Origin of the sequence: Diaphorobacter ruginosibacter (genome assembly GCF_014395975.1) — a bacterium.
Taxonomy (GTDB): Bacteria; Pseudomonadota; Gammaproteobacteria; order Burkholderiales; family Burkholderiaceae_C; genus Diaphorobacter_A; species Diaphorobacter_A ruginosibacter.
Map to the genome: position 1 here is coordinate 312,013 of NZ_CP060714.1, position 23,936 is coordinate 335,948.

The 23,936-nt window shown below is 65.1% G+C and carries 22 protein-coding genes; 17 read left to right on the forward strand and 5 right to left on the reverse strand.

Translation table 11 applies throughout. The features are described from left to right. Window positions 1-121 precede the first annotated feature (121 nt). Window positions 122-481 (forward strand): hypothetical protein, encoded by a 360-nt coding sequence (locus tag H9K76_RS01490; RefSeq protein ID WP_187597846.1) that lies wholly within the window; start codon window positions 122-124, stop codon window positions 479-481. Between the two features lie 87 nt (window positions 482-568). Here the strand turns inward: H9K76_RS01490 and H9K76_RS01495 are convergent, their stop codons facing one another. Further along, a complete protein-coding gene (locus H9K76_RS01495; protein WP_187597847.1) occupies window positions 569-1,255 on the reverse strand; it encodes a response regulator transcription factor in 687 nt (228 codons plus the stop codon). Window positions 1,256-1,362: 107 nt separating this feature from the next. Next, window positions 1,363-2,601 carry a sensor histidine kinase gene (locus H9K76_RS01500; protein WP_187597848.1) on the reverse strand — a complete coding sequence of 413 codons (1,239 nt, stop codon included), beginning with the start codon at window positions 2,599-2,601 and terminating at the stop codon, window positions 1,363-1,365. A gap of 166 nt (window positions 2,602-2,767) precedes the next feature. Here H9K76_RS01500 and H9K76_RS01505 point away from each other — a divergent pair, with 166 nt between their 5' ends. From H9K76_RS01505 to H9K76_RS01520, 4 genes are all read left to right on the forward strand, one after another. Continuing rightward, on the forward strand, window positions 2,768-3,700 hold the full coding sequence (locus H9K76_RS01505; protein WP_187597849.1) for a LysR family transcriptional regulator: 933 nt from the start codon (window positions 2,768-2,770) through the stop codon (window positions 3,698-3,700). 68 nt (window positions 3,701-3,768) lie between these two features. Beyond that, window positions 3,769-4,365, forward strand: a complete 597-nt coding sequence (locus H9K76_RS01510) for a DUF3016 domain-containing protein (protein WP_187597850.1) — start codon at window positions 3,769-3,771, stop codon at window positions 4,363-4,365. A 108-nt stretch (window positions 4,366-4,473) separates the two neighbouring features. After that, complete coding sequence (locus H9K76_RS01515) at window positions 4,474-5,310, forward strand: DMP19 family protein (RefSeq protein ID WP_187597851.1); 837 nt, start codon at window positions 4,474-4,476, stop codon at window positions 5,308-5,310. A 57-nt stretch (window positions 5,311-5,367) separates the two neighbouring features. Further along, the gene (locus tag H9K76_RS01520; protein ID WP_187597852.1) at window positions 5,368-5,814 is read left to right on the forward strand and encodes a DUF2214 family protein; all 447 of its coding nucleotides are present in this window, start codon (window positions 5,368-5,370) and stop codon (window positions 5,812-5,814) included. Window positions 5,815-6,278: 464 nt separating this feature from the next. Here H9K76_RS01520 and H9K76_RS01525 read toward each other — a convergent pair whose 3' ends face one another. Then, window positions 6,279-6,593: a PsiF family protein gene (locus H9K76_RS01525; protein ID WP_187597853.1), complete on the reverse strand. Its 315-nt coding sequence runs from the start codon at window positions 6,591-6,593 to the stop codon at window positions 6,279-6,281. A gap of 106 nt (window positions 6,594-6,699) precedes the next feature. Here H9K76_RS01525 and argS point away from each other — a divergent pair, with 106 nt between their 5' ends. From argS to H9K76_RS01565, 8 genes are all read left to right on the forward strand, one after another. Continuing rightward, window positions 6,700-8,409 (forward strand): arginine--tRNA ligase, encoded by a 1,710-nt coding sequence (argS, locus tag H9K76_RS01530; RefSeq protein WP_187597854.1) that lies wholly within the window; start codon window positions 6,700-6,702, stop codon window positions 8,407-8,409. A gap of 23 nt (window positions 8,410-8,432) precedes the next feature. Next, window positions 8,433-9,140, forward strand: a complete 708-nt coding sequence (locus H9K76_RS01535; RefSeq protein WP_187597855.1) for an SPOR domain-containing protein — start codon at window positions 8,433-8,435, stop codon at window positions 9,138-9,140. Window positions 9,141-9,208: 68 nt separating this feature from the next. Continuing rightward, a complete protein-coding gene (locus H9K76_RS01540) occupies window positions 9,209-9,859 on the forward strand; it encodes a thiol:disulfide interchange protein DsbA/DsbL (protein ID WP_187597856.1) in 651 nt (216 codons plus the stop codon). 175 nt (window positions 9,860-10,034) lie between these two features. Continuing rightward, window positions 10,035-10,700: a lipopolysaccharide transport periplasmic protein LptA gene (gene lptA / locus H9K76_RS01545; RefSeq protein WP_187597857.1), complete on the forward strand. Its 666-nt coding sequence runs from the start codon at window positions 10,035-10,037 to the stop codon at window positions 10,698-10,700. Window positions 10,701-10,744: 44 nt separating this feature from the next. Then, a complete protein-coding gene (lptB, locus tag H9K76_RS01550) occupies window positions 10,745-11,506 on the forward strand; it encodes an LPS export ABC transporter ATP-binding protein (RefSeq protein WP_187597858.1) in 762 nt (253 codons plus the stop codon). A gap of 55 nt (window positions 11,507-11,561) precedes the next feature. Then, a complete protein-coding gene (locus tag H9K76_RS01555) occupies window positions 11,562-13,142 on the forward strand; it encodes an RNA polymerase factor sigma-54 (protein WP_187597859.1) in 1,581 nt (526 codons plus the stop codon). 441 nt (window positions 13,143-13,583) lie between these two features. After that, entirely contained in the window at window positions 13,584-14,024 is a 441-nt protein-coding gene (locus H9K76_RS01560; protein ID WP_187597860.1) for an acyl-CoA thioesterase, read from the forward strand. 257 nt (window positions 14,025-14,281) lie between these two features. Continuing rightward, entirely contained in the window at window positions 14,282-17,839 is a 3,558-nt protein-coding gene (locus H9K76_RS01565) for an IPTL-CTERM sorting domain-containing protein (RefSeq protein WP_187600402.1), read from the forward strand. Between the two features lie 7 nt (window positions 17,840-17,846). On the opposite strand, the gene H9K76_RS01570 is transcribed toward H9K76_RS01565, so the two are convergent. Both H9K76_RS01570 and H9K76_RS01575 read right to left on the reverse strand, forming a co-directional pair. Next, window positions 17,847-18,773 carry an aspartyl/asparaginyl beta-hydroxylase domain-containing protein gene (locus H9K76_RS01570; protein ID WP_187597861.1) on the reverse strand — a complete coding sequence of 309 codons (927 nt, stop codon included), beginning with the start codon at window positions 18,771-18,773 and terminating at the stop codon, window positions 17,847-17,849. Between the two features lie 316 nt (window positions 18,774-19,089). Continuing rightward, window positions 19,090-19,428, reverse strand: a complete 339-nt coding sequence (locus tag H9K76_RS01575) for a tRNA-binding protein (RefSeq protein WP_187597862.1) — start codon at window positions 19,426-19,428, stop codon at window positions 19,090-19,092. Window positions 19,429-19,553: 125 nt separating this feature from the next. On the opposite strand from H9K76_RS01575, the gene H9K76_RS01580 reads away from it, so the two are divergent. The 4 genes from H9K76_RS01580 (at window position 19,554) to H9K76_RS01595 (ending at window position 23,430) form a co-directional block, all read left to right on the forward strand. Further along, a complete protein-coding gene (locus H9K76_RS01580) occupies window positions 19,554-20,834 on the forward strand; it encodes a THUMP domain-containing class I SAM-dependent RNA methyltransferase (protein WP_187597863.1) in 1,281 nt (426 codons plus the stop codon). Next, window positions 20,831-21,367 (forward strand): putative toxin-antitoxin system toxin component, PIN family, encoded by a 537-nt coding sequence (locus tag H9K76_RS01585; RefSeq protein WP_187597864.1) that lies wholly within the window; start codon window positions 20,831-20,833, stop codon window positions 21,365-21,367. Before H9K76_RS01580 ends, H9K76_RS01585 begins: the two co-directional genes overlap by 4 nt. Before the next feature lie 252 nt (window positions 21,368-21,619). Continuing rightward, the gene (sugE, locus tag H9K76_RS01590) at window positions 21,620-21,940 is read left to right on the forward strand and encodes a quaternary ammonium compound efflux SMR transporter SugE (protein WP_187597865.1); all 321 of its coding nucleotides are present in this window, start codon (window positions 21,620-21,622) and stop codon (window positions 21,938-21,940) included. Window positions 21,941-22,128: 188 nt separating this feature from the next. Beyond that, a complete protein-coding gene (locus tag H9K76_RS01595) occupies window positions 22,129-23,430 on the forward strand; it encodes a UDP-N-acetylglucosamine 1-carboxyvinyltransferase (RefSeq protein ID WP_187597866.1) in 1,302 nt (433 codons plus the stop codon). Window positions 23,431-23,936: the final 506 nt, after the last annotated feature.

The window sequence follows — 23,936 nt, forward strand, 5'->3', positions numbered from 1 at the left end:
TCAAACAAGGATGAATTCGAATGTGTTGAGCCAAATCAGAACTGAGCAAATAGAATCATTTCCGCACTACTTGAAACAAGTAGCGATCAATCAACCAATCAACTGATGGGAGATACGCAACATGGCCAATCTGAATGAAAGCCTGCAGGACCTGATGACAATGGAAGGCGCGATCTGCGCCGCCGTCGTGGATTACAACAGCGGCATGATGCTGGGCAACATCGGCTCCGGCGTGGACATGGAACTCGCCGCTGCGGGCAATACCGAAGTGGTGCGCGCCAAGATGAAGACGATGAAGGCGCTGGGCCTGAACGACGCGATCGAGGACATCCTGATCACGCTGGGTCGCCAGTACCACATCATTCGCCCCTCGGCCAAGCTGGCTGGCATCTTCATCTACTACGTGCTGGACAGCGGCCGTGCCAATCTGGCGCTCGCACGTCGCAAGATCAACGATGTCGAATCCAAGATGACCATGTAAGGGCCTGTCGGCTGACTTCCTCGAAGAACGGGCCCTGTGCCCGTTTTTCTTTGCCTGCTCTCGCGGCGTTGCCGCGCTTTCCTGGTCTCAGCCCGCGATCAGCGGCGCGCGGAACTGGTATCCGACCTTCTGCTGCGACTGCAGGGGCACGGCCAGCGGCGTGACGCGTTCGATGCGCCGTCGCAGCCGGTAGATGGTGGCATGCAGATTGTTGTCCGACTCCGCGGCGCTGGTGCCCTCGAGCAACTCGCGGATCTGCTCGCGGGTGACGACGGCACCCTGGGCCTTGAGGAAGCACTCCATCAGGACCAGGTCGGTGGGGCTGAGCTCCACGGTCTGGCCGTCGGGTGCGGTGAGCATGCTGCGGCGCTTGTCCAGCTTCCAGGCGGTGGCGGTCTTGGCCGTGGTCATGATGCGGCGATGCACGGCGCGGATTGCCAGTTCGACCTGCTCGAAGGTGACGGGCTTGGTCAGGTACATGTCGGCGCCGGCATTGATCACTTCGGCAAAGACCTCGGGGCCGAGCCTTCCCGAGACGATCAGCACGCCGGCCTGGGTGCGCTTTCTCAGGATGCGCACCAGCTCCGAGCCGTCCACCCCGGGCAGCATCAGGTCGAGCACATAGAAGTCGAAGCGGTAGGGCGCGATGTCGGCCAGCAGGTCGGAGCTGTCGGTATAGGCCTGCACCTCCACGCCCTGCGCGCGCAGGTGCTCCGCGAGGAATTCGCAGTATTCGGTATCGTCATCGACCAGGGCAAGAGTGACGGGCAGCATGGCAGGTTGGGCAGGGGGGCGCCAGGGCGCCGGGGACTATGGGACGGAACGGAAAAAGCCGCACGAGCGCCGGATCGGTGCCCCGGTTTCAGAGGGTGTCGGCGGCCTCAGTCATCAAGGCCCTGGGGCAGGACCAGTCTCATGATCGTTCCCTGGGGCTCGTTGGGCAATGCCTCTACTGTACCGTGATGCAGCTGCACGACCGAGCGGACGATGAACAGGCCCAGGCCGGCGCCCGATCGGTTGCGCGTGTCGCTGCCGCGCGACCCCTTCTCGAACAGGCGCGGGCGCAGTTCCTCGGAAATGCCCGGGCCGCTGTCCAGCACCTCGACGATGAGCGCGAGCGGATCGTCGGATTCCGAGATGCGCAAGGCCACCTGGGAGTTCTCGGGCGCATAGGCCAGTGCGTTGTTCAGCAGGTTGCGGATGGTCAGGCGCATCAGGCCCGGGTGCAATTGCACGGTGCGGGTGTCGGTATGCCATTGCGTGTCGATGCGGGGGCGCTGGTCGGCGGCGATGTCATGCATCACGAGGCGGATCAGCGTGGGCAGGTCGGTGTCGCTCGAGGAGCTTGCCTTGCCGCCCACCGCCAGGATGGTGCCGGCCGCGAGCGTGTTGTCCAGCGTGCCGATGACCTGCTGCAGCACGTGTTCCGCGCGCGTGAGCGCCTTGGTGGCCGGGTCGGTGTCCTTCAGGTGCAGGTCGTCGATGGCCTTCATCGTGGCCTGCATGGCGGCCGACGCGTTGTTCAGCGGCTGGCGGATCTCGTGCGAGAGCAACTGCAGCATCTCGTTGTGCTCGGTGAGCATGGCTGTGCGCCAGTCGAGAAGCGCGCGCAGCCTGTCGACCTCCGCGCTGTCGCCCTGCGGAGCCTGCCGGGGCTCCCGGCCCTGCAGTTCCTCCTCCAGTTGCCGGATCTGTTCGCGCTGGCGCTCGATGACCTGCTCGTGCGCATGTTCTGGTGTGGCATCCGTCATCACCATGAGCATCCCCTCCACGGGCGGCGCTCCATGGCCTTGCGGCTCGGGGAAATGCGGCACCTGAGGCGAGAGATGCACATGCCGCCACGCCGGTGTGCCGGCACGGTCCGGCCTCGACTCGGTGTAGCGCACGTTCTGGCCTGCCGCCGCGGCCGCTAGCTGCGGCCGCCATGCCTGCAGATAGGCGGGGGGCAGCAGCTCGGGCAGCGTCCTGCCGATCACGTTCGCGGGATCGAGGCCGAACCATTCACACCAGCCGGGCGTGGCCATGCGCAGGCGTTGGTCCCGGCCCCAGAACGCCAGGAGCACGGGAGTTTGCCCAAACAGCCGCGCCAGCTGGCCGGGGGCGTACCAGGACTCTGCCATGGGGAGGGGTGGCGGGTTCGACGGGCTTCGCTGCATTTGCTCAAAGTGTGTTGACACCGTTGATAATAGGTCGGAATGGAACTGGGCGAGCGGGTTGGATGACGCCATTCCACGGCTTTCCCGCGGCATGCGCCGCAGCCAGAAAAAAACTTGTTCTTCTTCGTCCATGGATCGTCTCAAACAGCTTGAATCATTTGTTGCGATAGCCACGCGCGGAAGTCTCACGGCAGCGGCCAAGGTGGAGGGCGTGGCGCCCGCCATCATGGGGCGGCGCCTGGATGCGCTGGAAGAGCGCCTGGGCGTGAAACTGCTGGTGCGCACCACGCGCAAGCTGTCGCTCACGCACGAGGGCATCGCATTCCTGGAGGACTGCCAGCGCCTGTTGTCGGATCTGGCCAGCGTCGAGGCCAGCGTGAGCGCGGGCGGCGTGAAGGCCACGGGCCACCTGCGCATCACGGCACCGGCCGGATTCGGGCGGCGCCATGTGGCGCCGCTGCTGCCGCGCTATCGCGAGATGCACCCGGACGTCACGATTTCGCTGAACCTGAGCGACCGCGTCGTCGATCTCACGGGCGAGGGCTATGACTGCGCCGTGCGCGTCGGCGACCTGCCCGATTCGTCGTTGGTCAGCGTGCGTGTGGCGGACAACCGCCGGCTGTGCGTGGCGACGCCCGAATACCTGCGTCGGCGCGGCACGCCCCAGCACCCTTCCGAGCTGGTGCAGCACGATTGCCTGACGCTGTCGAGCGAGGCATCGCAGACGCGCGGCTGGGCCTTTCGCATACCGCATGAGGACGGCTCGTCCGAAGTAGTTCACTTCAAGCCCGGGGGGCCTTTGGATTGCTCCGACGGCCAGGTGCTGCATGATTGGTGCCTGGGTGGCTGGGGCATTGCCTGGCGCAGCACGTGGGAGGTCGAGGCCGAGATCGAGGCCGGCAGGCTCTTGCCCGTGCTGGAGGATTTCGCCGCGCCGCCCAATGGAATCTTCGTGGTGTTCCCGCAGCGCAAGCACATGCCCCTGCGGGTGCGCCTGTGGATCGAGTATCTGAAACAGCAATATGCGGACCCGGCGTTCTGGCTCCGCGACATTCACGGCTGACGCCTGTCTGCCGCCGTGGGCCCGGGGCCCGCGAGCGAACGAGGGTTGAAGCGAGAGAGGAGAGTGCGATGCCTTTGGAGATGGTTTCCGGCGCAGGCCTGCCCCCGGCCCCGCATCGCGGCGCGCAACATGGTGTGCGATGCGGCAGGCGTGTGGGCGCTGCGATCCTGGCGAGTGCGGCCGTCCTGCTGCTGGCCACCGGCTGCGGCACCTTCAGCAAGGATGAGTCGCAACCCCGCGAGATCCTGGCGGGCACGGTGAGCGTGACCACCTCCAACCCGGATGCCTTCACCCCGGTTCCTTCTCCGGTGCGGGAGACCAAGGCCGCCCGCAGGGAGTGGGTCGAGAAGCTGTGCGAGCACATGGCCGACCGCATTGCCGCAGCGCTGCCCGAGGGCGAGCGCGCCGAGGTGAACATCTCCGACATTCGCCGCGCCGTGGCGATGCCCGCCGGTGGCAGCGCGCAGGAAATCGTCCCCCCGCGCATCGCGCTGAGTTTCAAGCGCCTGTCGCCCAAGGGGAAGGTCATGCAGTCGGCCTCGCGCACGCTGCAGGACACATCGCTGCAGCTGAAGGGGCGGCGCTATGCCGGCCAGCCGCTCGGCTACGAGATGGCCATGGTGGACGACTGGGTGGGCAAGGAGTTCGGAGCGCCGCGCAAATAAGCGGCTGCCCGGGGGAGCATGAACGCGCCCTGACATCACGCCGTCGCACTTCGCCCGCACGCTGAGACCTTCCCCTTTTTCGTCCATGCAACTTTGGAGACCTGCCTGATGACGCTGCTTTCCCCTTCCATCCTGGTGACATCCGAAAGCCTGCAGAGCGATGACAGCTATGCGCTCGTCGAGTCCAACATCGACAGCGTCAACGAGCTGATCGGCCGCCTGCTCGAGTACGAGGAAATCTCGCCCGAGGCGCTCAAGAGCTACTACGTGGACTACTACCTCGCGCAGGTGAAGAACGGCGGCTTTGCGCAGTTCATCTACAACATCGGCTGCGACGGCGAGATCATCGAGTTCGTGCAGCAGGGCCTGGCCGACATGCGGGCCGAACGCCATGCGGCGCTGCTCGACAGGAGCCTGGCGAGCATCGAGGACATGAGCGAGGAGGCGCTGGATCGTTTCCTTGACAGCGAGTTCTTCGGCGACAACGCCGAGCGCGACCTGCTCAATGCGCACAGCAGCGACTTCTATGCGCTGGACGAGGAGGAAAGCCTGGTGGAGGCCAACAGCCGCTGGCTGCGGCAGCACCCGCAACTGCAGGTGGTGGATGAGGAGGACCTGGAAGACGTGCTCGACGGGATTGCGGACAAGATTCCCGACATCGAGGCGCGCGAACAGGCGGCGCGGGAGAATGAGCCACGCTACGTGAAGGTGATCGCGGCGCTGTGCGAGGCCACGGGGCAGGAACTCGAGCGCATCACTGCCGGTGATCCCGCGCACAACTACCAGGGACAGTCGGTGCTGGCGTGGCACTTTCTTACCGACCAGGGACATTTCTACATGATCGATCTGGGCGACAGGGCGATCATGTTTGCTGGCGACAGCGAGAACCAGGTGACGGAGGTGGACGTGTCCCACCTGCCGCCCGATGAGGACGATGACGAGTGATTCTGCCCGTGGGCCGCACTCCATCCACCTCCCTCACTTGATGAAGGATTCCACTCCATGACCACAGAAGCCCTGCTGGCCTACGCGCATTTCCTGGCCATTCTCACGATGACGGTCTTTCTCGCGAGCGAGGCCGCGCTGTGCCGCAAGGAGTGGATGAACGCCGCCGTCGTGGAGCGGCTGGCGCGCGTGGACATGATCTACGGAATCTCCGCGATCGCCGTGCTGCTCACCGGCGTGGCGCGCACATGGTGGGGCATGAAGGGCACGGGCTGGTACTGGGGCCAGCCGCTGCTGCATGCGAAGGTGACGCTCTTCGTGGTGATCGGGCTGATATCGATCGGCCCGACCGTGCGCTTTCTGCGCTGGCGGCGTCAACTGCGCGCCTCGGGCACACTGCCCTCCGAGACCGAGATCCGCAATACGCGCCGCCTGGTGATGATCGAGGCGCACCTGCTGGCGCTGATTCCGCTGCTGGCGGTATTTCTGGCGCGCGGCGGTTGATTGACCCACGGCGTGCCACCCAGGGTACCCATCGCCGGCAGGCCTCCAAAATCTAAAGATCCAGAAGGCCGCGGAGCAGGCCAAGCAAGCAGACGCCGAGTAAGAGCCGCCTCGCGGCGAAGGCGTCGTCCCCCCTGGGGGGAAGGCGCGAAGCGACTCAGGGGGCGTTTAACCAGCCCACCGCCGGCAGGCCCCCAAAATCTAAAGATCCAGAAGGCCGCGGAGCAGGCCAAGCAAGCAGACGCCGAGCAAGAGCTGCCTCGCGGCGAAGGCGTCGTCCCCCTTGGGGGGAAGGCGCGAAGCGACTCAGGGGGCGCTTAACCAGCCCACCGCCAGCAGGCCTCCAACCCCAAAGATTCAAAAGGCCGCGGAGCAGGCCAAGCAAGCAGACGCCGAGCAAGAGCCGCCTCGCGGCGAAGGCGTCGTCCCCCTTGGGGGGAAGGCGCGAAGCGACTCAGGGGGGATCACTTATTACTCAGACATTCCTTCATGAACGCCTTGCGCTCGTCACCCTTGAGGCTCTTGGTGCCGGCGTCCGCGTTGCAGGTCTTCATCTTCTCCTGCTGGGTTGCCGGCTTGGCGGGCTTGTTCGACAGGCACGACTTCATGAATGCCTTGCGTTCGTCACCTTTCAGTTCCTTGGAGCCGGCATCTGCATTGCAGGTGGCCATCTTCTGCTGCTGCGCCGTGGGCTCCTTGGCGGAGGCAGGCGTGGCGGCGATCATGCCCACGGAGAGGGCGAAGCTGACGGAGGCGAGAGCGGAAAGCAGTTTCTTCATGTTGATCTCCTGCAAAAAACCACAGAAATGCCCGAAAAAAGGGCGGGCCACTCAGCATAACGCCAGTTGACATACGTCAGATGACACGGGCACGTAAAATTGCCGGATGCTTTCCGTCAAACAGGATTTGCTCGCCGCCCTGGCTGCCGAGCTCGAAACACTTTCGCCCGGCGCAGGCGCGCGCGCGGCATTCGAAAACCCCAAGGTGGCCGCGCATGGCGATTTCGCCTGCACGGCTGCGATGCAGCTCGCCAAGCCGCTGAAGGCCAATCCGCGAGCGCTTGGTGAACAATTGAAAACCGCGCTGGAGGCGAGCCCGGCCTTCCAGAAGTGGGTGGACGCCATCGAGATCGCCGGCCCGGGCTTTCTGAACATCCGCCTCAAGCCCGCCGCCAAGCAGGAAGTGGTGCGCGAGGTGCTCACGCAGGGCGACCGGTTCGGCTTCCAGCCGCAGCGTGGCGAGAATGTCCTGGTCGAATTCGTCTCAGCCAATCCCACGGGGCCGCTGCACGTGGGCCACGGCCGCCAGGCCGCGATCGGCGACGCCATCAGCAACCTGTACTCCACCCAGGGCTGGAAGGTGCACCGCGAGTTCTACTACAACGACGCGGGCGTGCAGATCGACACCCTCACCAAGAGCACGCAGCTGCGCGCCAAGGGCTTCAAGCCGGGCGACGAGTGCTGGCCCACCGATGCCGAGAACCCGCTGGCCAAGAATTTCTACAACGGCGACTACATCGCCGACATCGCCCAGGCCTTCCTGAACAAGGAAACCGTCAAGGCCGACGACCGTGAATTCACCGCGAACGGGGATGTCGAGGACTACGACAACATCCGCAACTTCGCCGTCGCCTACCTGCGCAACGAGCAGGACAAGGACCTGCAGGCCTTCAACCTCCAGTTCGACGAGTACTACCTCGAATCGAGCCTGTACAAGAACGGCTATGTGGAAGACACCGTCAAGCGCTTGATCGCCAGCGGCCATACCTACGAGCAGGACGGCGCGCTGTGGCTCAAGTCCACGGACTACGGCGACGACAAGGACCGCGTGATGCGCAAGTCCGACGGCACGTACACCTATTTCCTGCCCGATGTGGCCTACCACATCCAGAAGTTCAAGCGTGGCTACGGCAAGGTCGTGAACATCCAGGGCACCGACCACCACGGCACGATCGCGCGCGTGCGCGCCGGCCTGCAGGCGGCCGACGTGGGTATTCCCCAGGGCTATCCCGACTACGTGCTGCACACCATGGTGCGCGTGGTGCGCAACGGCGAGGAAGTGAAGATCAGCAAGCGCGCCGGCTCGTACGTGACGCTGCGCGACCTGATCGAATGGACCAGCAAGGACGCCGTGCGCTTCTTCCTGCTGTCGCGCAAACCCGACACCGAGTACACGTTCGACGTGGATCTGGCCGTGGCGCAGAATAACGACAACCCGGTGTACTACGTGCAGTACGCCCATGCGCGCATCTGCTCGGTGCTGCGCGCCTGGGCAGAGCAGGGCGGTGCGGGCGTTCCAGCGCTCAGTGACGTGGATCTCGCGGCTCTCGAGGGACCGCAGGCCCAGGCGCTGATGCTGCTGCTCGCGAAGTATCCGGAAATGCTCACGGCCGCCGCCACCGGCAACGCGCCACATGACGTTACCTTTTACCTGCGCGATCTGGCGTCCGCCTATCACTCCTACTACGACGCAGAGCGTATCCTCGTGGATGACGAGAAGGTCAAGCTCGCACGCCTCGCGCTGGTCGCAGCGACCGCGCAGGTATTGCACAATGGCCTCGCCGTTCTGGGGGTCTCGGCTCCCGAGCGTATGTAACTTCGAGTGACTCCAACGGATCTATGAATCTTCACAAGCAACGCGGCGGCCTCATCCTGGGCCTTATTCTGGGCGTGCTCATCGGTCTGGCCGCGGCCCTGGCCGTTGCCGTCTATGTGACAAAGGTGCCCGTGCCGTTCCTGAACAAGAACGCGTCGCGGGGCGCCGACCAGGACGAGGCGGAAGCGCAGCGCAACAAGAACTGGGACCCCAACTCCAGCCTCTATGGCCGCAATCCGGCCAAGCCCGGCTCCACGCCGCAGGATGCGACCACGTCGCCGCCGGCGGTGACGGGCACGGTGACCCCGGCCCCCGCGCCGGTCGCGTCGGCGCCGGCACCCTCCACCACGACGGCCTCCGCTCCGCGTGGCACGGCGTCGTCGACCACCGCATCGCAGCAGCCCAAGCCCACCAGCAGCGACCCGCTGGGTGATCTGGCGCGCGCACGCGCCGCTGCGGCCCCTGCACCGGCGCCCGTGCCCACGACCAACGATCCGTTCGACTACTTCGTGCAGGCCGGCGCCTTCCGTTCACAGGCCGATGCAGATGCGCAGCGCGCCAAGCTGGCGATGCTGGGCTGGGAGGCCCGCGTGAGCGAGCGCGAGCAGAATGGCCGTACCGTGTTCCGGGTGCGAATCGGTCCGTTCAGCAAGCGTGACGATGCCGATTCGCTCAAGGGCAAGCTGGATGGGGCCGGGATCGAAACGGCACTGGTTCGCGTGCAGCGCTGAACTTTTTTGCCGTCCTTCGCTCACAATCCCAAGTTGCTACAAAAAAACTGAAGAGGAATGTTCATCTCATGAAACGCCGCGAGTTTTCCCTGTCCACCGCCTCGGCGGTCGCCGCTTCCGCCCTGACACTGCCCCTGTCGATGAACGCACAGGCCCAGGCCCGCGCTTTCAAGGAGGGCAAGGACTTCGTCAAGCTCAAGAAGCCCGTGGCGACCGATGCGCCCGCAGGCAAGGTCGAAGTCATCGAGTTCTTCTGGTACAGCTGCCCGCACTGCAATGCCTTCGAGCCGGCTTTCGAGGCCTGGGCGAAGAGCGCTCCTGCCAACATGGCGATCCGCCGCGTGCCGGTGGCCTTCAACGCGAGCTTCGTGCCCCAGCAGAAGCTGTATTTCGCGCTGGAAGCCATGAACCTCCTGCCGCAACTGCACACCAAGGTGTTCCATGCGGTGCACGTGGAGCGCCTGCCCCTGAACAAGGACGATGCCATTTTCGAGTGGATCGGCAAGCAGGGCGTGGACGTGGCGAAGTTCAAGGAAGCCTACAACTCGTTCAACACCGCCAACCTGCTGCGCAAGGCGGCCGCACTGCAGGAGGCCTACCAGGTCGAAGGCGTGCCATCGATGGGCGTGGCGGGCAAGTACTACACCGACGGCACCATGGCAGGCAACATGCAGAGCGTGCTGCAGGTCGTCGAGTACCTGGGATCGCTCAAGGCCTGATCGGATCGAACTCCTCGTCTCGCCACGGCTGAAGAACGCGTCCCCTGGGGCGCGTTTTTTTTGGTCCGGCGTGTCGGGGTGCACGATCTTTACCTTGTCCGCCTATCGTGGCGGGGTCGTTTCCATACCTTCTTGCCCGGGCTTCAGTACAATGGCCGAGCAAGATTCATGCCCTATGAAAAACAGACTCATCCCGTTATTTCTTGGCTGCCTGCTGGCCCTCGGCTCGGTGGCCTCCCATGCTGAAAAAGCCGACCGTGACAAGCCGATGAACATCGAGGCCGATGCACTGCGCCATGACGAGCTCAAGCAGATCAGCGTGTTCACGGGCAATGTGGTCATGACCAAGGGCACCATCGTGCTGCGCGGTGCGCAGCTGGAGGTGCGGCAGGACCCCGATGGCTTCCAGTTCGGCACGGTGACCGCTGCCGCCGGCAAGCGCGCATTCTTCCGACAAAAGCGTGATTCCGCTCCCGGTGCGCCGGACGAGTTCGTCGAGGGCGAGGGCGAAGTCATCGAATACGACGGCAAGGCCGACATCGTCAAGTTCATCCGCCGTGCCGAGCTGCGCCGCTACCGCGACACCACGCTGACCGACCAGGTCAATGGCGCACTGATCGTCTACAACAACATCACCGACGTGTTCACGGTGGATGGCGTCAAGAGCACCACGCCGGGCAATGCACAGGGTGGCACGCCTTCCGGGCGCGTGCGCATGACGCTCACGCCCAAGGAGAAACCGGCGGAAGGCGCGGCGTCCCAGCCCGCAAGGCCTGCACGCACGGGAGAAGCGCCCGCGTTGCGCTCGAGCCCCGAACTGAGCACGGGCGGCAGCAAGTGAGTAGTGGTGTCGACGTGTTGAACCCTGATTCCGCAGCAGCGCCCATGACGAGCAGCGTGGATGCGCACAGCCGCCTCGAGGCCCTGCATCTCGAGAAATCCTACGGCAGCCGCAAGGTGGTGAAGGACGTGTCCCTGTCGGTACGCAAGGGCGAGGTCGTGGGTCTGCTGGGCCCCAACGGCGCCGGCAAGACCACGTCGTTCTACATGATCGTGGGTCTCGTGCGCTCCGACGCCGGCGAGATCTACATCGATGGCCAGTCCGTGCAGGACCTGCCGATCCACAAGCGCTCGCGCCTGGGGCTGTCCTATCTGCCGCAGGAGGCATCGATCTTTCGCAAGCTCAACGTCGAAGACAACGTGCGTGCCGTGCTCGAGCTCCAGAAGGATGAGAACGGCCACGCGCTCTCGCGGGCGGTGATCGAGGAGCGCCTGACCATGCTGCTGCAGGAGCTGCGTGTGGACCACCTGCGCGAATCGCCTGCGCTGGCGCTCTCGGGCGGTGAGCGCCGCCGCGTCGAGATCGCCCGCGCCCTCGCGACACAGCCGCGCTTCATCCTGCTCGACGAGCCCTTTGCGGGTATCGACCCGATCGCGGTGATCGAGATCCAGCGCATCATCGGATTCCTGAAGGCGCGCGGCATCGGGGTGCTCATCACCGACCACAACGTGCGCGAGACGCTGGGTATCTGCGATCACGCATTCATCATCAGCGACGGCCATGTGCTTGCCCAGGGCACGCCCTCGGAGATCGTGGACAACGCCGATGTGCGCCGGGTCTACCTCGGCGAACATTTCCGCATGTGAGTGCCATGGGTGACGACCTGAGGGGACGCTTCATCGCGAGACAGGACTGCGGGCAATGAAACCGGGACTGTCGCTCCGCGTATCGCAACATCTGGCGCTCACGCCGCAACTGCAGCAGTCGATCAAGCTGCTGCAGCTCTCCACGCTGGAGCTCGACCAGGAGGTCGAGCAGATGCTGGATGACAACCCGTTCCTGGAGCGCGAAACCGATACCGCCACCCGCGAGGAGTTCGGGCTCGACAGCGCGGACACGCCGGCAAGCGGCGAAGAGGCGGAGTTCTCCCTGCATGCCGCAGGCTCCACCACGGCCTCGGCAGGCGCCGACGAGCCAGGTTCCGCAGCCGATGCAGACCCGCCGGCGGCCCAGACCGAGAGCGTCGACTGGGATGGCGACGGCACGGTCGATGTCCAGCCGGATGATGGCGAGTGGGGGGGCGATGCTCCCGCGCGCACCCATACGAGCGGGTCCGGCGAGGATGAAGTGGACGCCATCGATCTTGCGCGTGCACATGAGTCGCTCACCGACCACCTGCACCGGCAGGCACTCTCGCTGCATCTGTCGGAGATCGACAGTGCCGCCGTGCGCTTCCTAATTGAATCGCTGAACGACGATGGCTACCTGGAGGAATCGCTTGCCGAACTGGCGATTGCCCTGGCAGGCAACGATGCGCCCACCGAGGAGCTCGAAGAGCTCGTGCATCGCTTCACCGTGGCGCTGCGCCTGCTGCAGAGCCTCGAGCCAGCGGGCGTCGGCGCGCGCAACCTGGGTGAATGCCTCACGCTGCAGTTGCACGGCATGAACCAGGACGAGGAGGGCGATCCGGCGATCATCGCCGTGGCGCTCGACATCTGCCGCGATTCGCTGGACCTGCTGGCGCGCCGCGACGTCAAGCGCCTCACGCAGGCCTGTGGCGCCGGTGAGGAGAACACGCGCGCGGCCATGAACCTGATTGCGCGCCTGGAACCTCGCCCGGGGCGGCGCTTTGCCGATGTCCAGCGCCAGATCATCGTGCCCGACGTGATCGTCAAGAACGTGGGGCGCGGCGCGCAGATGCGGTTCACGGTGCAGCTCAACGCGGATGTGATGCCGCGCCTGCGCGTGCATGACGTCTACGCCAACGCCCTGCGCGGCCAGCGCGGCAACGAGGCCCATGCGGGCCTGCAGCAGCGGCTGCAGGAGGCGCGCTGGTTCATCAAGAACGTGCAGCAGCGCTTCGACACCATCCTGCGCGTGTCCACGGCCATCGTCGAGCGCCAGAAGAATTTCTTCGTGCACGGCGAACTGGCCATGCGTCCACTGGTGCTGCGCGACATCGCGGACGAGCTGGGCCTGCATGAGTCCACCATCAGCCGCGTGACGACGGCCAAGTACATGTCCACGCCCCAGGGGACCTTCGAGCTCAAGTACTTCTTCGGATCGGGCCTGGGAACCGAGACGGGCGGCAGCGCGTCGAGCACGGCCGTGAAGGCGTTGATCAAGCAGCTGCTGAGCTCCGAAAACCCGAAGAAGCCGCTGTCGGACAGCAAGATCGCGGACATGCTGGCGGAGCAGGGCATCGAGTGCGCCCGCCGCACCGTGGCCAAGTACCGCGAGGCGCTGAAGATTCCCCCGGCCAATCTGCGCAAGGCGGTGTGAGGGCAGCGGCCCATGAACGCGCCAAGGGTTTTCATGGGTAAGAAACGTCGTTTTTTGTCTGCTCTGCTTTCAATTTCACCCGAATGAGGTATTGCCAGCACCGGCCGAAATCGTGACCATTGGTGCATTGCGAACTGCACCCCGCTTCCGGCTGGCGGTGCAGCACATCTCGAGGGGCATTCCGGTGGAGTGCAAAGGGGAAGCGCAGCGGCCGCACCGGCCCGGACGATGGATGTCCTCGTCGGCGGTGCCTGGTGCAAGGAAAAAGGCCGCCAAGACGACGCCGGCACATGTGGGCCCTCAGCCCTGCACGCAGCGGTGCAGGACATGGACACATGTGCCAGGCGGGCGTCGCTGCCGCGCAATGTCAGAATGCAGCGCTTTCGAGTTCTCTTCTTGAACGCCCTTCCGAACTCTCTTCCGAACCCCCTTCACTCGCCCATGGCACGCATCGTCTTCGAACTTCCAGCGCATTTCGCCTTCAGCACCGAGGTGCAGATCTACATCAGCCATGTGAACCAGGGTGGTCATCTCGACAATGCACAGCTGTTGAGCCTGGTGTCGGAGGCGCGCCTGCGCTTCTTCCAGGCCATCGGGTTTCCCGCGGAGGATGACCCGGACACCACCATCGTGGTGGGCGACATCGTCGCGCAATACAAGTCGGAAGGCTTTCACGGCGAGGTGATGTGCATCCGGATGACGCCTGCGGATTTCAACCGCTACGGCTTTGACCTGGTGTTCAGCGTCACCGAGAAATCCCAGGGCCGCGAGGTTGCGCGCGGCAAGACCGGCATCGTCTTCGTGAGCCGGACGGACCGCAAGGTGGTGCCGGTTCCCGGCGCCGTCCTGGAGCGGCTGCAGGCCATGCAGCAGATCGGCTGAAACGTTTTCTTGCGTATGAAAATCGATGGCAGGCCGCTTCTGGCATAGTTCCGGCATTCAAATTTCATAATAAGAAAAACAAAAGGAAACAGAATCCTTACATGTTTCCTCCTAACATGTGCCGAACCGACAGAGTGCGGCCTCGCAGGATGGGGCCGATTTCCGCATCATCTTTTGCGGCTGCGGCCAGCGGGTGACGCGCCCGTCTTCCTGGAAGCAACGTGTCGCCTGTGGTCGCCGCGTGCGGGAGGCGACACATGCAGAAGGCGTTCGAGCACTCGTGCAAGCACTGTCTCTATGCGGCGCTCGCCGCATGCCTTGCACCAGGCAGTGGTGCAGCGGCACGTGAACTGGTTTCCGTCGACGCGCTGATGGCGGCGCCCCCGCGGGCAAGTTCCCTTGGCAAGGACGGTGTGGCCCTGCCTGCGGAGGTGCAGCAGATCACGCGCGACAGTAGGCTGGGATCGCCCGTGTTCGTGAAACTCGTGCCGCAGGGTGTTTCCACCGTTGGTGATGGCAAGCAGGCCCCTGCCATCGATGCGACGCGTGCCGCACGCGACGTGTTCAAGCGCCTGGCGCCTCTCTATGGGGTGAGTGCATCCGACATCGATGCCGCTTCCGTGCAGGTGCAGCGCGAGGCGCTCGCAAGCGGTGCCCGCCTGGTGCGCCTCACGAGCCAGCGTGAAGGAATCCCGGTATTCCGCGAGCAGGCCACGGTGCTGCTCGATGCGCGGCAGCAGGCACTGAGCGTGGGCGGCTCCATTGGCAGCACCCAGCTTGCCGGCGGCGCGAGCAAGTCAGCCGCGTCGTCTGCCCTGTCCCCCGCGGCGGCGGCGCAGAAGGCCTTGAGCGACTTCGATTTCGCGGCCGATGCTCATGCGCAGCTTACCGAGCGCGCGCAGGCGGCCGATGCGGGCGGCTACCGCTGGCTCGAACTGCCATCGACGGTCAAGGGGGCTGGGGGAGCCGTGCTGGAGGATGCGATCCGCTATCGTCCCACCTGGTTTCGCATGCCGCAGGGCCTGCTGGCCGCCTACTACCTGGAGCTGCGCGTGCTGGAGGGCGGTGTGCACAGTGCCTACGCCTATGTGATCGACAGCAGCAGCGGCGCCCTGCTGTTCCGCAGCAGCATGGTGGCCCACGACGCGGGGGCTGCCGCCTACACCTATGGCGTGTGGGCCGATCCGCAGACCGGCGTGCCGCTGCGCGGACCCCAGGGCATGGGGCTGAGTCCCTATCCGGGCGGGGGCCCCAGCGGTTTTGCGCCTGCGATGGTGGCACCCGCGAAGATCACGCTGGCCAGCGCCGCCTTCTCGCGCGCTGATCCGTGGGTGGATTCGGGTATCAACACACAGCTCGGCTTCACCGCGGGCAACAATGTGCGTGCCTTTGCCGATGTGGTGCGGCCGGACGGAGACAGCGGGTCGCCGCTCGCCGGCAGGGTGTTCTGCGAGCCGAATGCGTCGCGCGTGGAGGCCGATTTCCATGCCTGCACCGCCAGCCGTTCGTTCGCCTATGGCTACGACTTCTCCGCGAGCCCCCTGGCCAACCTGGGCCAGGCGTCAAGCTCCCTGGCGAACATCTTCTATGTGCTCAACTGGCTGCACGACTGGTTCTACGATGCCGGCTTCGACGAGGCATCTGGCAACGCGCAAGCCCGCAACTTCGGGCGTGGGGGCCTCGAGAACGATGCGATCTCCGCGCGCGCGCTCAACTACATCGGCTTCAACAACTCGGCGATGAGCACGCCGGCCGATGGTGCGCCCCCCATCCTGCGCAGCTACCTGTACAACCGCTCGGCGCCCATGCGCAGCGGGGCACTGGACAACACCATCGTCATCCATGAATGGGCGCATTACCTGAGCAATCGACTGATCGGCAACGGAACGGGCCTGTCGACCCGGCAGGCCGCCGCCCTGGGCGAGGGCTGGAGCGATTTCGTGGCGCAGCTTGTCACCGTCACGGGCGAGGACCGGCTCAGGCCCGGCAACGACCGCTTCCAGGGCGCCTACGCCCACGGGGCCTACGCAAACGGTGCCGTGATGCCACCCGCCGTGGATGGGGGCAACACCTCGTATTTCGGCAGCCGCCGCTATCCCTATTCGACCGACATGGGCCGCAACCCGCTGAGCTTGCGGCACATCCAGGATGGCGCGCCGTTGACCGGCACCGTCCCCATCAACCCGGCCCTCGCAGGCAATGGCGCGCCCAACTCGGAGCTTCACAACGCGGGTGAAGTCTGGGCCAGCATGCTGTGGGAATGCTACGCCGGCATGCTCAACACACACCCGTTCGCGCAAGCGCAGCAGCGCATGAAGTCGTATCTGGTGGCGGGCATGAAGCTCACGCCCATCAACCCCACGCTGCTGAACGCGCGCGATGCGCTGCTGGCGGTGATGGCCGCCAACGACCCGCAGGACTATGCCGCCTGCCTGACCGGCTTTGCACGGCGCGGGGCGGGACTGGGCGCGCAAGGGCCCGACACCTATTCCATCGACAACCGGGGCGTGGTGGAGAGCTTTGACGCAGGCCCGATGCTGGCGGTCGAGACGCTCGAGTTGTCAATGGGCGATCCGGCCGCGAGTTCATGCGACGGCGATGCCATCCTCGACAACGGCGAGACCGCGCGGCTGCTCGTGCGGGTGGTGAACCGCGGCAACGTGGCCGTGAGCGGTGCGGCGCTTCGCCTGCAGGCCGATGATCCGCATGTGCTGTTTCCCGCGGGAACGGAGCAAGCCATCGATGGTGCGCTGCAGCCGGGGCAGGGCCGCGACCTGTCGGTTCCCGTGTCCCTCGCGGGCCTGGCCGGCCATGCCCGCAGCACGCTCGGTGTCGGCATCGCCATGCCGGTCGCGCCCGATGGGGATCAGGGCGCCGGCCTCGGCCGGTCGCTGCAGGTCTGGCTGAATGCGGACATCCATCCGCACGGCACCTTCCTGGATACCGCCGATTTCGCGGGTTCCGGCATGGAGCCTGGCAACCCCGCCTGGGCGGTGGCCTCCGACGCCACCGGGCGGTGGTACCAGGTCCGCGTGCCTGCCGCGCCGGGCACGGCTGCGCTGTACTCTCCATGGCTGAATGTCGATCCGCAGTCGGATTTCGTGCTCACCTTCGACCAGCAGTACGACTTTGGCCTGGACGACAGCAACGGCGGCCAGTTGACGATCGCCGAGGCGCAGAAGACGGAGGTCGCGCTCGCGGGGGACGTCGTCCCGTACACCGGCACGATCTGGCTGTCGCGTGACAACGTGCCCAATGCGAATCCACTGGGCGGCCAGCCGGCCTTCGTGCGCCGCAGCGGCGACTGGCGCCGCAACGTGACGGTCGATCTGGGGCGCCAGTACGCGGGCCGCACCGTACGCATAGGCTGGCGCATGGGCACTTCCGACAGGGCGGAGGGCGTGGGGTCGCAATACTGGAAGGTCGACAACGTTCGCTTCGCCGGCCTGCTCGACAAGCCGTTTGCCACCATCGAGGCCAACGCCAAAACGTGCGTGGGGCCGGCGTTGATCGCCGAAGTGGATGGGGACGCACCGGGCGCCGAAGATGGGCGCGCGGCATCGCTGGCGGAAGCGAGCAATGCCATGGCGGCGCAGCCGGTCAGGCAGTGGGATTCGGGCATTGCCGAGCGCAGCCCGGCGGCCATTCCGTCCGGAGTCGTGGCGCTTGCAGCCCCTGCCGCCAGCACCTACAACGCGCAGGAGGGCGGCGTTTTCAGGCCCCAGGCCATTCCCACGCTCTCGCAGTGGGGGCTGGTGGCGCTTGCTTCGTTGCTGGGTCTGTTGGGGGCGTGGGGGCTGCGCAGGCAGGCCTGAGTCGTGTTCAGAGCTTCACGAAGATGGCGATGATGGCGGCCAGCGCCGCCAGCATCAGGCCGAACTTGGTGAGCTTGTAGGCCGTCTTGTTCCAGGCCTTGAAACGGCGGCGGTACTGGCCCGCGTAGAAGGACACCTTGAACAGCCGGCTGATCAGCCCGCGCGGATCGCCGTCGTTGTTGGGCGAGCTGGCGGCGGCCACCACGTTCTTGCCCAGCCAGCGGTTGAGCCACTGTGCAAAACGATTGGTCATGGGGCGCTCCACATCGCAGAACAGCACGATGCGATTGCCTTCGGTGGCGTTCTGCGCCCAATGCATGTAGGTCTCGTCGAAGATCACGCCCTGGCCCTCGCGCCAGCTGTAGGGCTCGCCATCCACCGAGATCATGCAGCGGTCGTCGTTGGGCGACACCAGCCCCAGGTGATAGCGCAGGGAGCCCGCATAGGGGTCACGATGCAGGTTGAGCTTGGCGCCGGGAGGCAGCTCGGCGAACATGGCCGCCTTCACCGTGGGGATCCTGGCGACCAGCGAGGTGGTGAGCGGGCACAGCTCCATGGCGGAGGGGTGGGCGTCGCCGTACCACTTCAGGTAGAAGCGCTTCCAGCCGGTCTTGAAAAACGAGTTGAAGCCCGCGTCGTCATTGTTCGCCGCGGCCTTGATCTGCATGTTGCGGTGCAGATTGACGGCCTCCTCGCGGATCGCCTGCCAGTTGTCCTGCAGCGGAGCGAGCTCGGGAAAGGTGCTCACGGGCAGGTAGGGCGTGCGCGGCACCCGGGAGAAGGCCAGCATGAACACATTGAACGGCGCGGTGAAGGTCGAGTGATCGAACAGCTGCCGCATCGCCTTGTGCCGCACCTTGCCGCGCAGGTGCATGTACAGCCCGCACAGCGGGAAGATGAGGATGATGACGAGGAGGATGATTTTCAGGGCCATGTGCGCACCGCTTGGATGTCCGACGGGCACCGGCCCGCAAGCTGTAGTGGTGGCGCGGATCGATGGGTCGATCGGACGGGCGCCACCGGAGAGCCGGAAGCCTCCATACCCCCGAGTTTAGCGGTTTGCCCATCCTCCGGTGCGCACTAGGGACCCTCTGCACGATTCAGATCGACGCATGCTAGCGCGGCCTCGGGCGATCCGCGGCGTTGTCTTTTTCGTCAACAGCTACGGCTCGCCTTCAAAAGACGCCTTGCGGCTCATTCCGATCCGTGCCCAACCGATTGGCGAGGGTTTTGCAGAGCTCCTCTGCCTGTTACAGCAGCCGCGTGCCCAGCGGCACCTCCCGGTCGGGAACGCACAGCGCCACCTCGCCCGCTGCGTTGTGAAAGCCCGTCACCAGGCATTCGCTCATCAGCGGGCCGATCTGCTTCTTCGGAAAGTTGACCACGGCAACGACGAGGCGGCCGATCAATTCGTCCGGCTGGTACAGCGCCGTGATCTGGGCGCTGGATTTGCGCATGCCCAGTTCCTCGCCAAAGTCGACCTGCAGCCTGTAGGCCGGCTTGCGGGCTTCCTTGAAGACCTCCGCGGCGACCACGCGGCCGACGCGCAACTCGACTTTCATGAAGTCGTCCCAGGCAATCTCATTCATTGCAATTGGCTCCTTTGGCTGCCGATGATGCGCCCTGCTCGTGCTCCCTTTTGTAGAGCAACGCTTGAACTTTCTTCCGGCAATGAGCCGGGAAAAGCGCAAACGCGTATCCTTGGGCCCCAGATATGAATCCTTTGCATTTGTTTTTGCCCTGCGCCGCCGGCGTCGAGGGCTTTTTGGCCGATGAGGTGCATGCCATCACCGGCTACAGCGGCCACGACCTGATGGTCGGCCGCGGCGGCGTGATGGTGCGCGGCTCCTGGCGCGATGCCATGCTGCTGAACCTGCACAGCCGCCTGGCGCAGCGCGTGCTGGTGCAGCTGTCGCAGACCCTGTACCGCAGCGAGAACGACCTGTATCGCGCGGCGAGCGAGGTGGCGTGGGAGATCTGGTTCTCCACGCGCGAGACCTTCAAGATCGAGATGACGGCCCAGCACAGCCCGCTGACCAGCCTGAACTTTGCCGCGCTGCGCGTGAAGGACGCGATCGCAGATCGCTTTCGCGCCAAGAAGAACGACCAGCGCCCGAGCGTGGAGACGCGCCATCCCGACGTGCGCGTGCATGTGCACCTGACGACCGACGAGGCGACGATCTACATCGATACCTCGGGCGAGGCGCTGTTCAAGCGTGGCTGGCGCGAGGACAAGGGCGATGCGCCCCTCAAGGAAACCCTCGCCGCGGCGATGATTGCCGCCTCGGGCTGGGATCCGCACGGCGAGCATCTGCAACCCCTGTATGACCCCTGCTGCGGCTCGGGCACGGTGGTGATCGAGGCCGCGCAGATCGCCCGCCGCATCCCGCCGGGCATCCTGCGCCGCTTTGCATTCGAGAAGCTGGTGCCCTTCCAGAGGCATGTCTGGGAGGCGATGCTTGACGAGGCCGAGGCGCGCATCCTGCCCGAGAGCCCGGTGGGCATCTACGGATCGGACATCTCGTTCCGCATGGTCGACTTCGCGCAGAACAACGCCGGGCGCGCGGGCGTCGCCGACACGGTGCAACTGCGTGGCGGCGACGCGCTGCAGCGCATGCCGCCGGACGAGACGCCGGGTGTCCTTCTGCTCAACCCTCCCTACGGTGAGCGTATCGCCGCAGCCGGTTCGGCGGGCCGCAATGCGCAGGAGCGCATGGATGTGTCCCTGCGGGCGGGGCGCGAAACCGCGCAGACCGAGGATGGGGTGGAGTTCTTCAGCCAGCTGGCATCGCACTGGAAGAAGAACTACAGCGGTTGGAGCGCTTTCATGCTCACGCCCGACCTGAAGCTTCCCTCGAAGATGCGCCTCAAGGAGTCGCGTCGCACGCCGATGTGGAACGGCCCCATCGAGTGCCGCCTGTTCCGCTTCGACATGATCAAGGGGGCCGTCAAGCCGCGCAAGCCGGCGGCGGACGAGCAGGGCGGCACGGCGTGAGAATCGTTCTGCGCTGGCCGCAATGCAACGAAGGCTACGAGGGCGTGGCGCCCCGGCCGCTCGTGCTTGACACCAATGTGGTGCTGGACATGCTGATCTTTGACGATCCGCACGTGCCGCCGATCCGCGAGCTCATTGCCGCAGGCGAGCTGCGCTGGATTGCCGACCAGGCGCAGCGCATTGAGCTGGAGCGCGTGCTCGAATACAGCCAGATCGCGCCGCGCGTGGCCTACTACGGCAAGACGGTGGCGGGCGTGCTCGCGGCATTCGACGAGGCGGTGGACTACGTGCCCGGCGCACCGAAGATTCGCTTCACCTGCACCGACCCGGACGACCAGCACTTTCTCGATCTCGCGAGCGCCCACAAGGCGGTTCTGGTGAGCAAGGACAAGGCCGTGCTCAAGCTGCGCAAGCGAGTGGCGCAGTACTACGGCGCGACCGTGGGCAACATCGTCGAATACGCGCCTGCGGCCCCGGATCTGGATACGGAGCCGACGCAGGTCCGGGAGGCTGCGCTGCACGAAGCAGTCTGAGGCGCAACGGCCCGGCGGCCTGCACGGGAGTGTTGTGCCGCAACCACCCATGGGGCGGCGGGTCGGGACGCCGGGGCATGCACTTCGCGTGCGCCTGATTTACGATAGCGCCAGTTCATCGAAAACGGACATCCGCACGGCCTTCCGGCCACAGGCAGGATGGGGGACGACCCCGCACGCAGCATCGCTCTGCCGTTTTCGCCTTTCCTGGGACGACCCGGTTCACTTGCATTTTCCAAAGTGAGGTTTGTCATGGCATGGCTGTATCTTCTGCTCGCGGGTGCCCTCGAAGTCGTCTGGGCCTATTCCATGAAGCAGTCGCACGGGTTCACGCGGCTGGTTCCAAGCACCATCACCATCGTCGCGATGATCGCGAGCTTCGGCCTGCTGGCAGCGGCCATGCGCTCACTGCCCCTGGGAACCGCCTACACCATCTGGACCGGCATCGGGGCGGTGGGTGCGTTCGTGCTGGGCATTGCCTTTCTGGGCGAGCAGGTCACGCCCATGCGGATTCTGGCGGCCGTGCTGATCGTGAGCGGCCTGGTGCTGATGAAGCTCTCGTCGAACGCCTGACGGTGTTTGTGAATACTTGTTGACACAACTTGGTCCATGTCTTCGGGCCGGTGGCGAGCAAGGCCGGTTCACACAGCGTACAGTTCGGGAATCCAAGGCAATCCGCCACATCTCCTGCCCCGGGCAGGCCGTGGGGCGGATGTCGTTCACCCTGTTTCTCTCAATTCCTGCCAACCGTACTCACTGCCATGTCCAATCTGATCGTGCATGGAGGCATGCCACTGCGCGGGCGCATCACGCCGTCCGCCAACAAGAATGCCGTGCTCCCCATCCTGTGCTCCACGCTGCTCACCTCGGAGCCGCTCAAGCTCATCGGCGTGCCCGACATCACCGACGTGCGCAAGATCCTCGACATCTTCCGCGAGCTCGGCAGCGCGGTGGACTGGGACCGCGACAACGCCACGCTGAGCCTGCACCACAAGGACACGCATTTCGACCCCGCGAAGCATCACCTGCCCGAGGAGATGCGTTCATCGATCATGCTGGTGCCGCCCTTGCTCGCGCGCTTCGGCGTGGCGCGGCTTGAGGACAACGTCAAGGGCTGTACGCTGGGCGTGCGCGAGATCGATCCGCACGTGGAGGTGTTCCGCAATTTCGGCGGCAAGGTCGAGCGTTCGCTGGGCTCGCTGCTGATCCACCGCGAAGGGCCGCTCAAGGCCGTCAGGCACTGGCTGGACTACGCCTCGGTCACGACCACGGAGAACTTCGTGCTCTGCGCCGTGGCTGCCGAAGGCACGTCGACGCTGAACAACGCCGCCTCCGAGCCGCATGTGCAGGAGTTCTGCCAGTTCATGCAGATGCTGGGAGCGCATATCAAGGGCATCGGCACCTCACGCATCACCGTGACCGGGGGCGCGAAGCTGGGTGGGGGCGAGTTCCGCTTCGACGAGGATTTCCACGAGATCACCACCTTCCTCGCGCTGGGTGCCATCACCGGCGGCGACGTGGTGGTCAAGAACTCGGCACCCGACAATTTCCCGCTGATCGACCGTACGTTCGCCAAATTCGGCGTGCATGTCGAGCACAAGGATGGCTGGTCCCGTGCCTGGCGCGACGGCACCCTGAAGGTGCAGACGCCCTTCACGCCGAACACGCTGACCAAGGTGGAGGCCGCGCCTTGGCCCTATTTCCCGGTCGACCTGCTGCCGATCTTCATTGCGCTGGGCGTGTCGGCAGAGGGCAACGCCATGTTCTGGAACAAGGTGTACGACGGCGCGCTCGGTTGGACGGGCGAACTCTCCAAGTTCGGCGCTCACGTGTTCTCGTCCGATCCACACCGCATCATCACCTTCGGTGGCGGCAAGCTGGCGCCGGCGACGGTGGAGAGCCCCTACATCATCCGTGTGGCGATTGCCCTGTTCATGGTGGCGGCCAGCATCCATGGCCGCTCGGAGATCCGCAACGCCACGCCCATCCGCCGCGCCCATCCGCGCTTCGTGGAAAACCTGCGCAGCCTGGGAGCCCAGGTGGAGTGGACCGAGGAGGAGTGATGTAGGTAGTAACCCTGGTGTCCGAACGCCATTGTTGCCCGCGAGGTTGGTGTTAACCCTATATCGGTTTATACTTACGATCATAGGGTTAACGCTGATATGGTTGCCCTAGCAACTGTGCCGTCCGAGATGCACGGCGCCGGTTGCCCCAAAGGCATCTCATGGGAAAGTTCACCATGCGTTACGTTATCGAATCCTTGATCGCATTCATCCAGGAAGCCCGCGAAGCCCATCTGGAAGTCGCCAACCAGTAATTCGCGTGCCGCTGCGCGCTCGCGCAGATCATTGCAGAGTCAGGCTCCACCGCTATCAGGCGCTGGAGCTTTTCTTTTGGGGTTTTGTGTTTGAGGAATACCGGGGTGAATGGGTTTGAGTGACGAATGAACGGGCGGCGCTTACGGTGAGAGTCTTCGTGTGGAGGTGCTGATATGGCCCCTCATACTTTGTTGCAAAGGCTTGCCGTACAGAAGTACTGTCAGCGCCTTTGCGTCGCGTCTGAGGGGCCA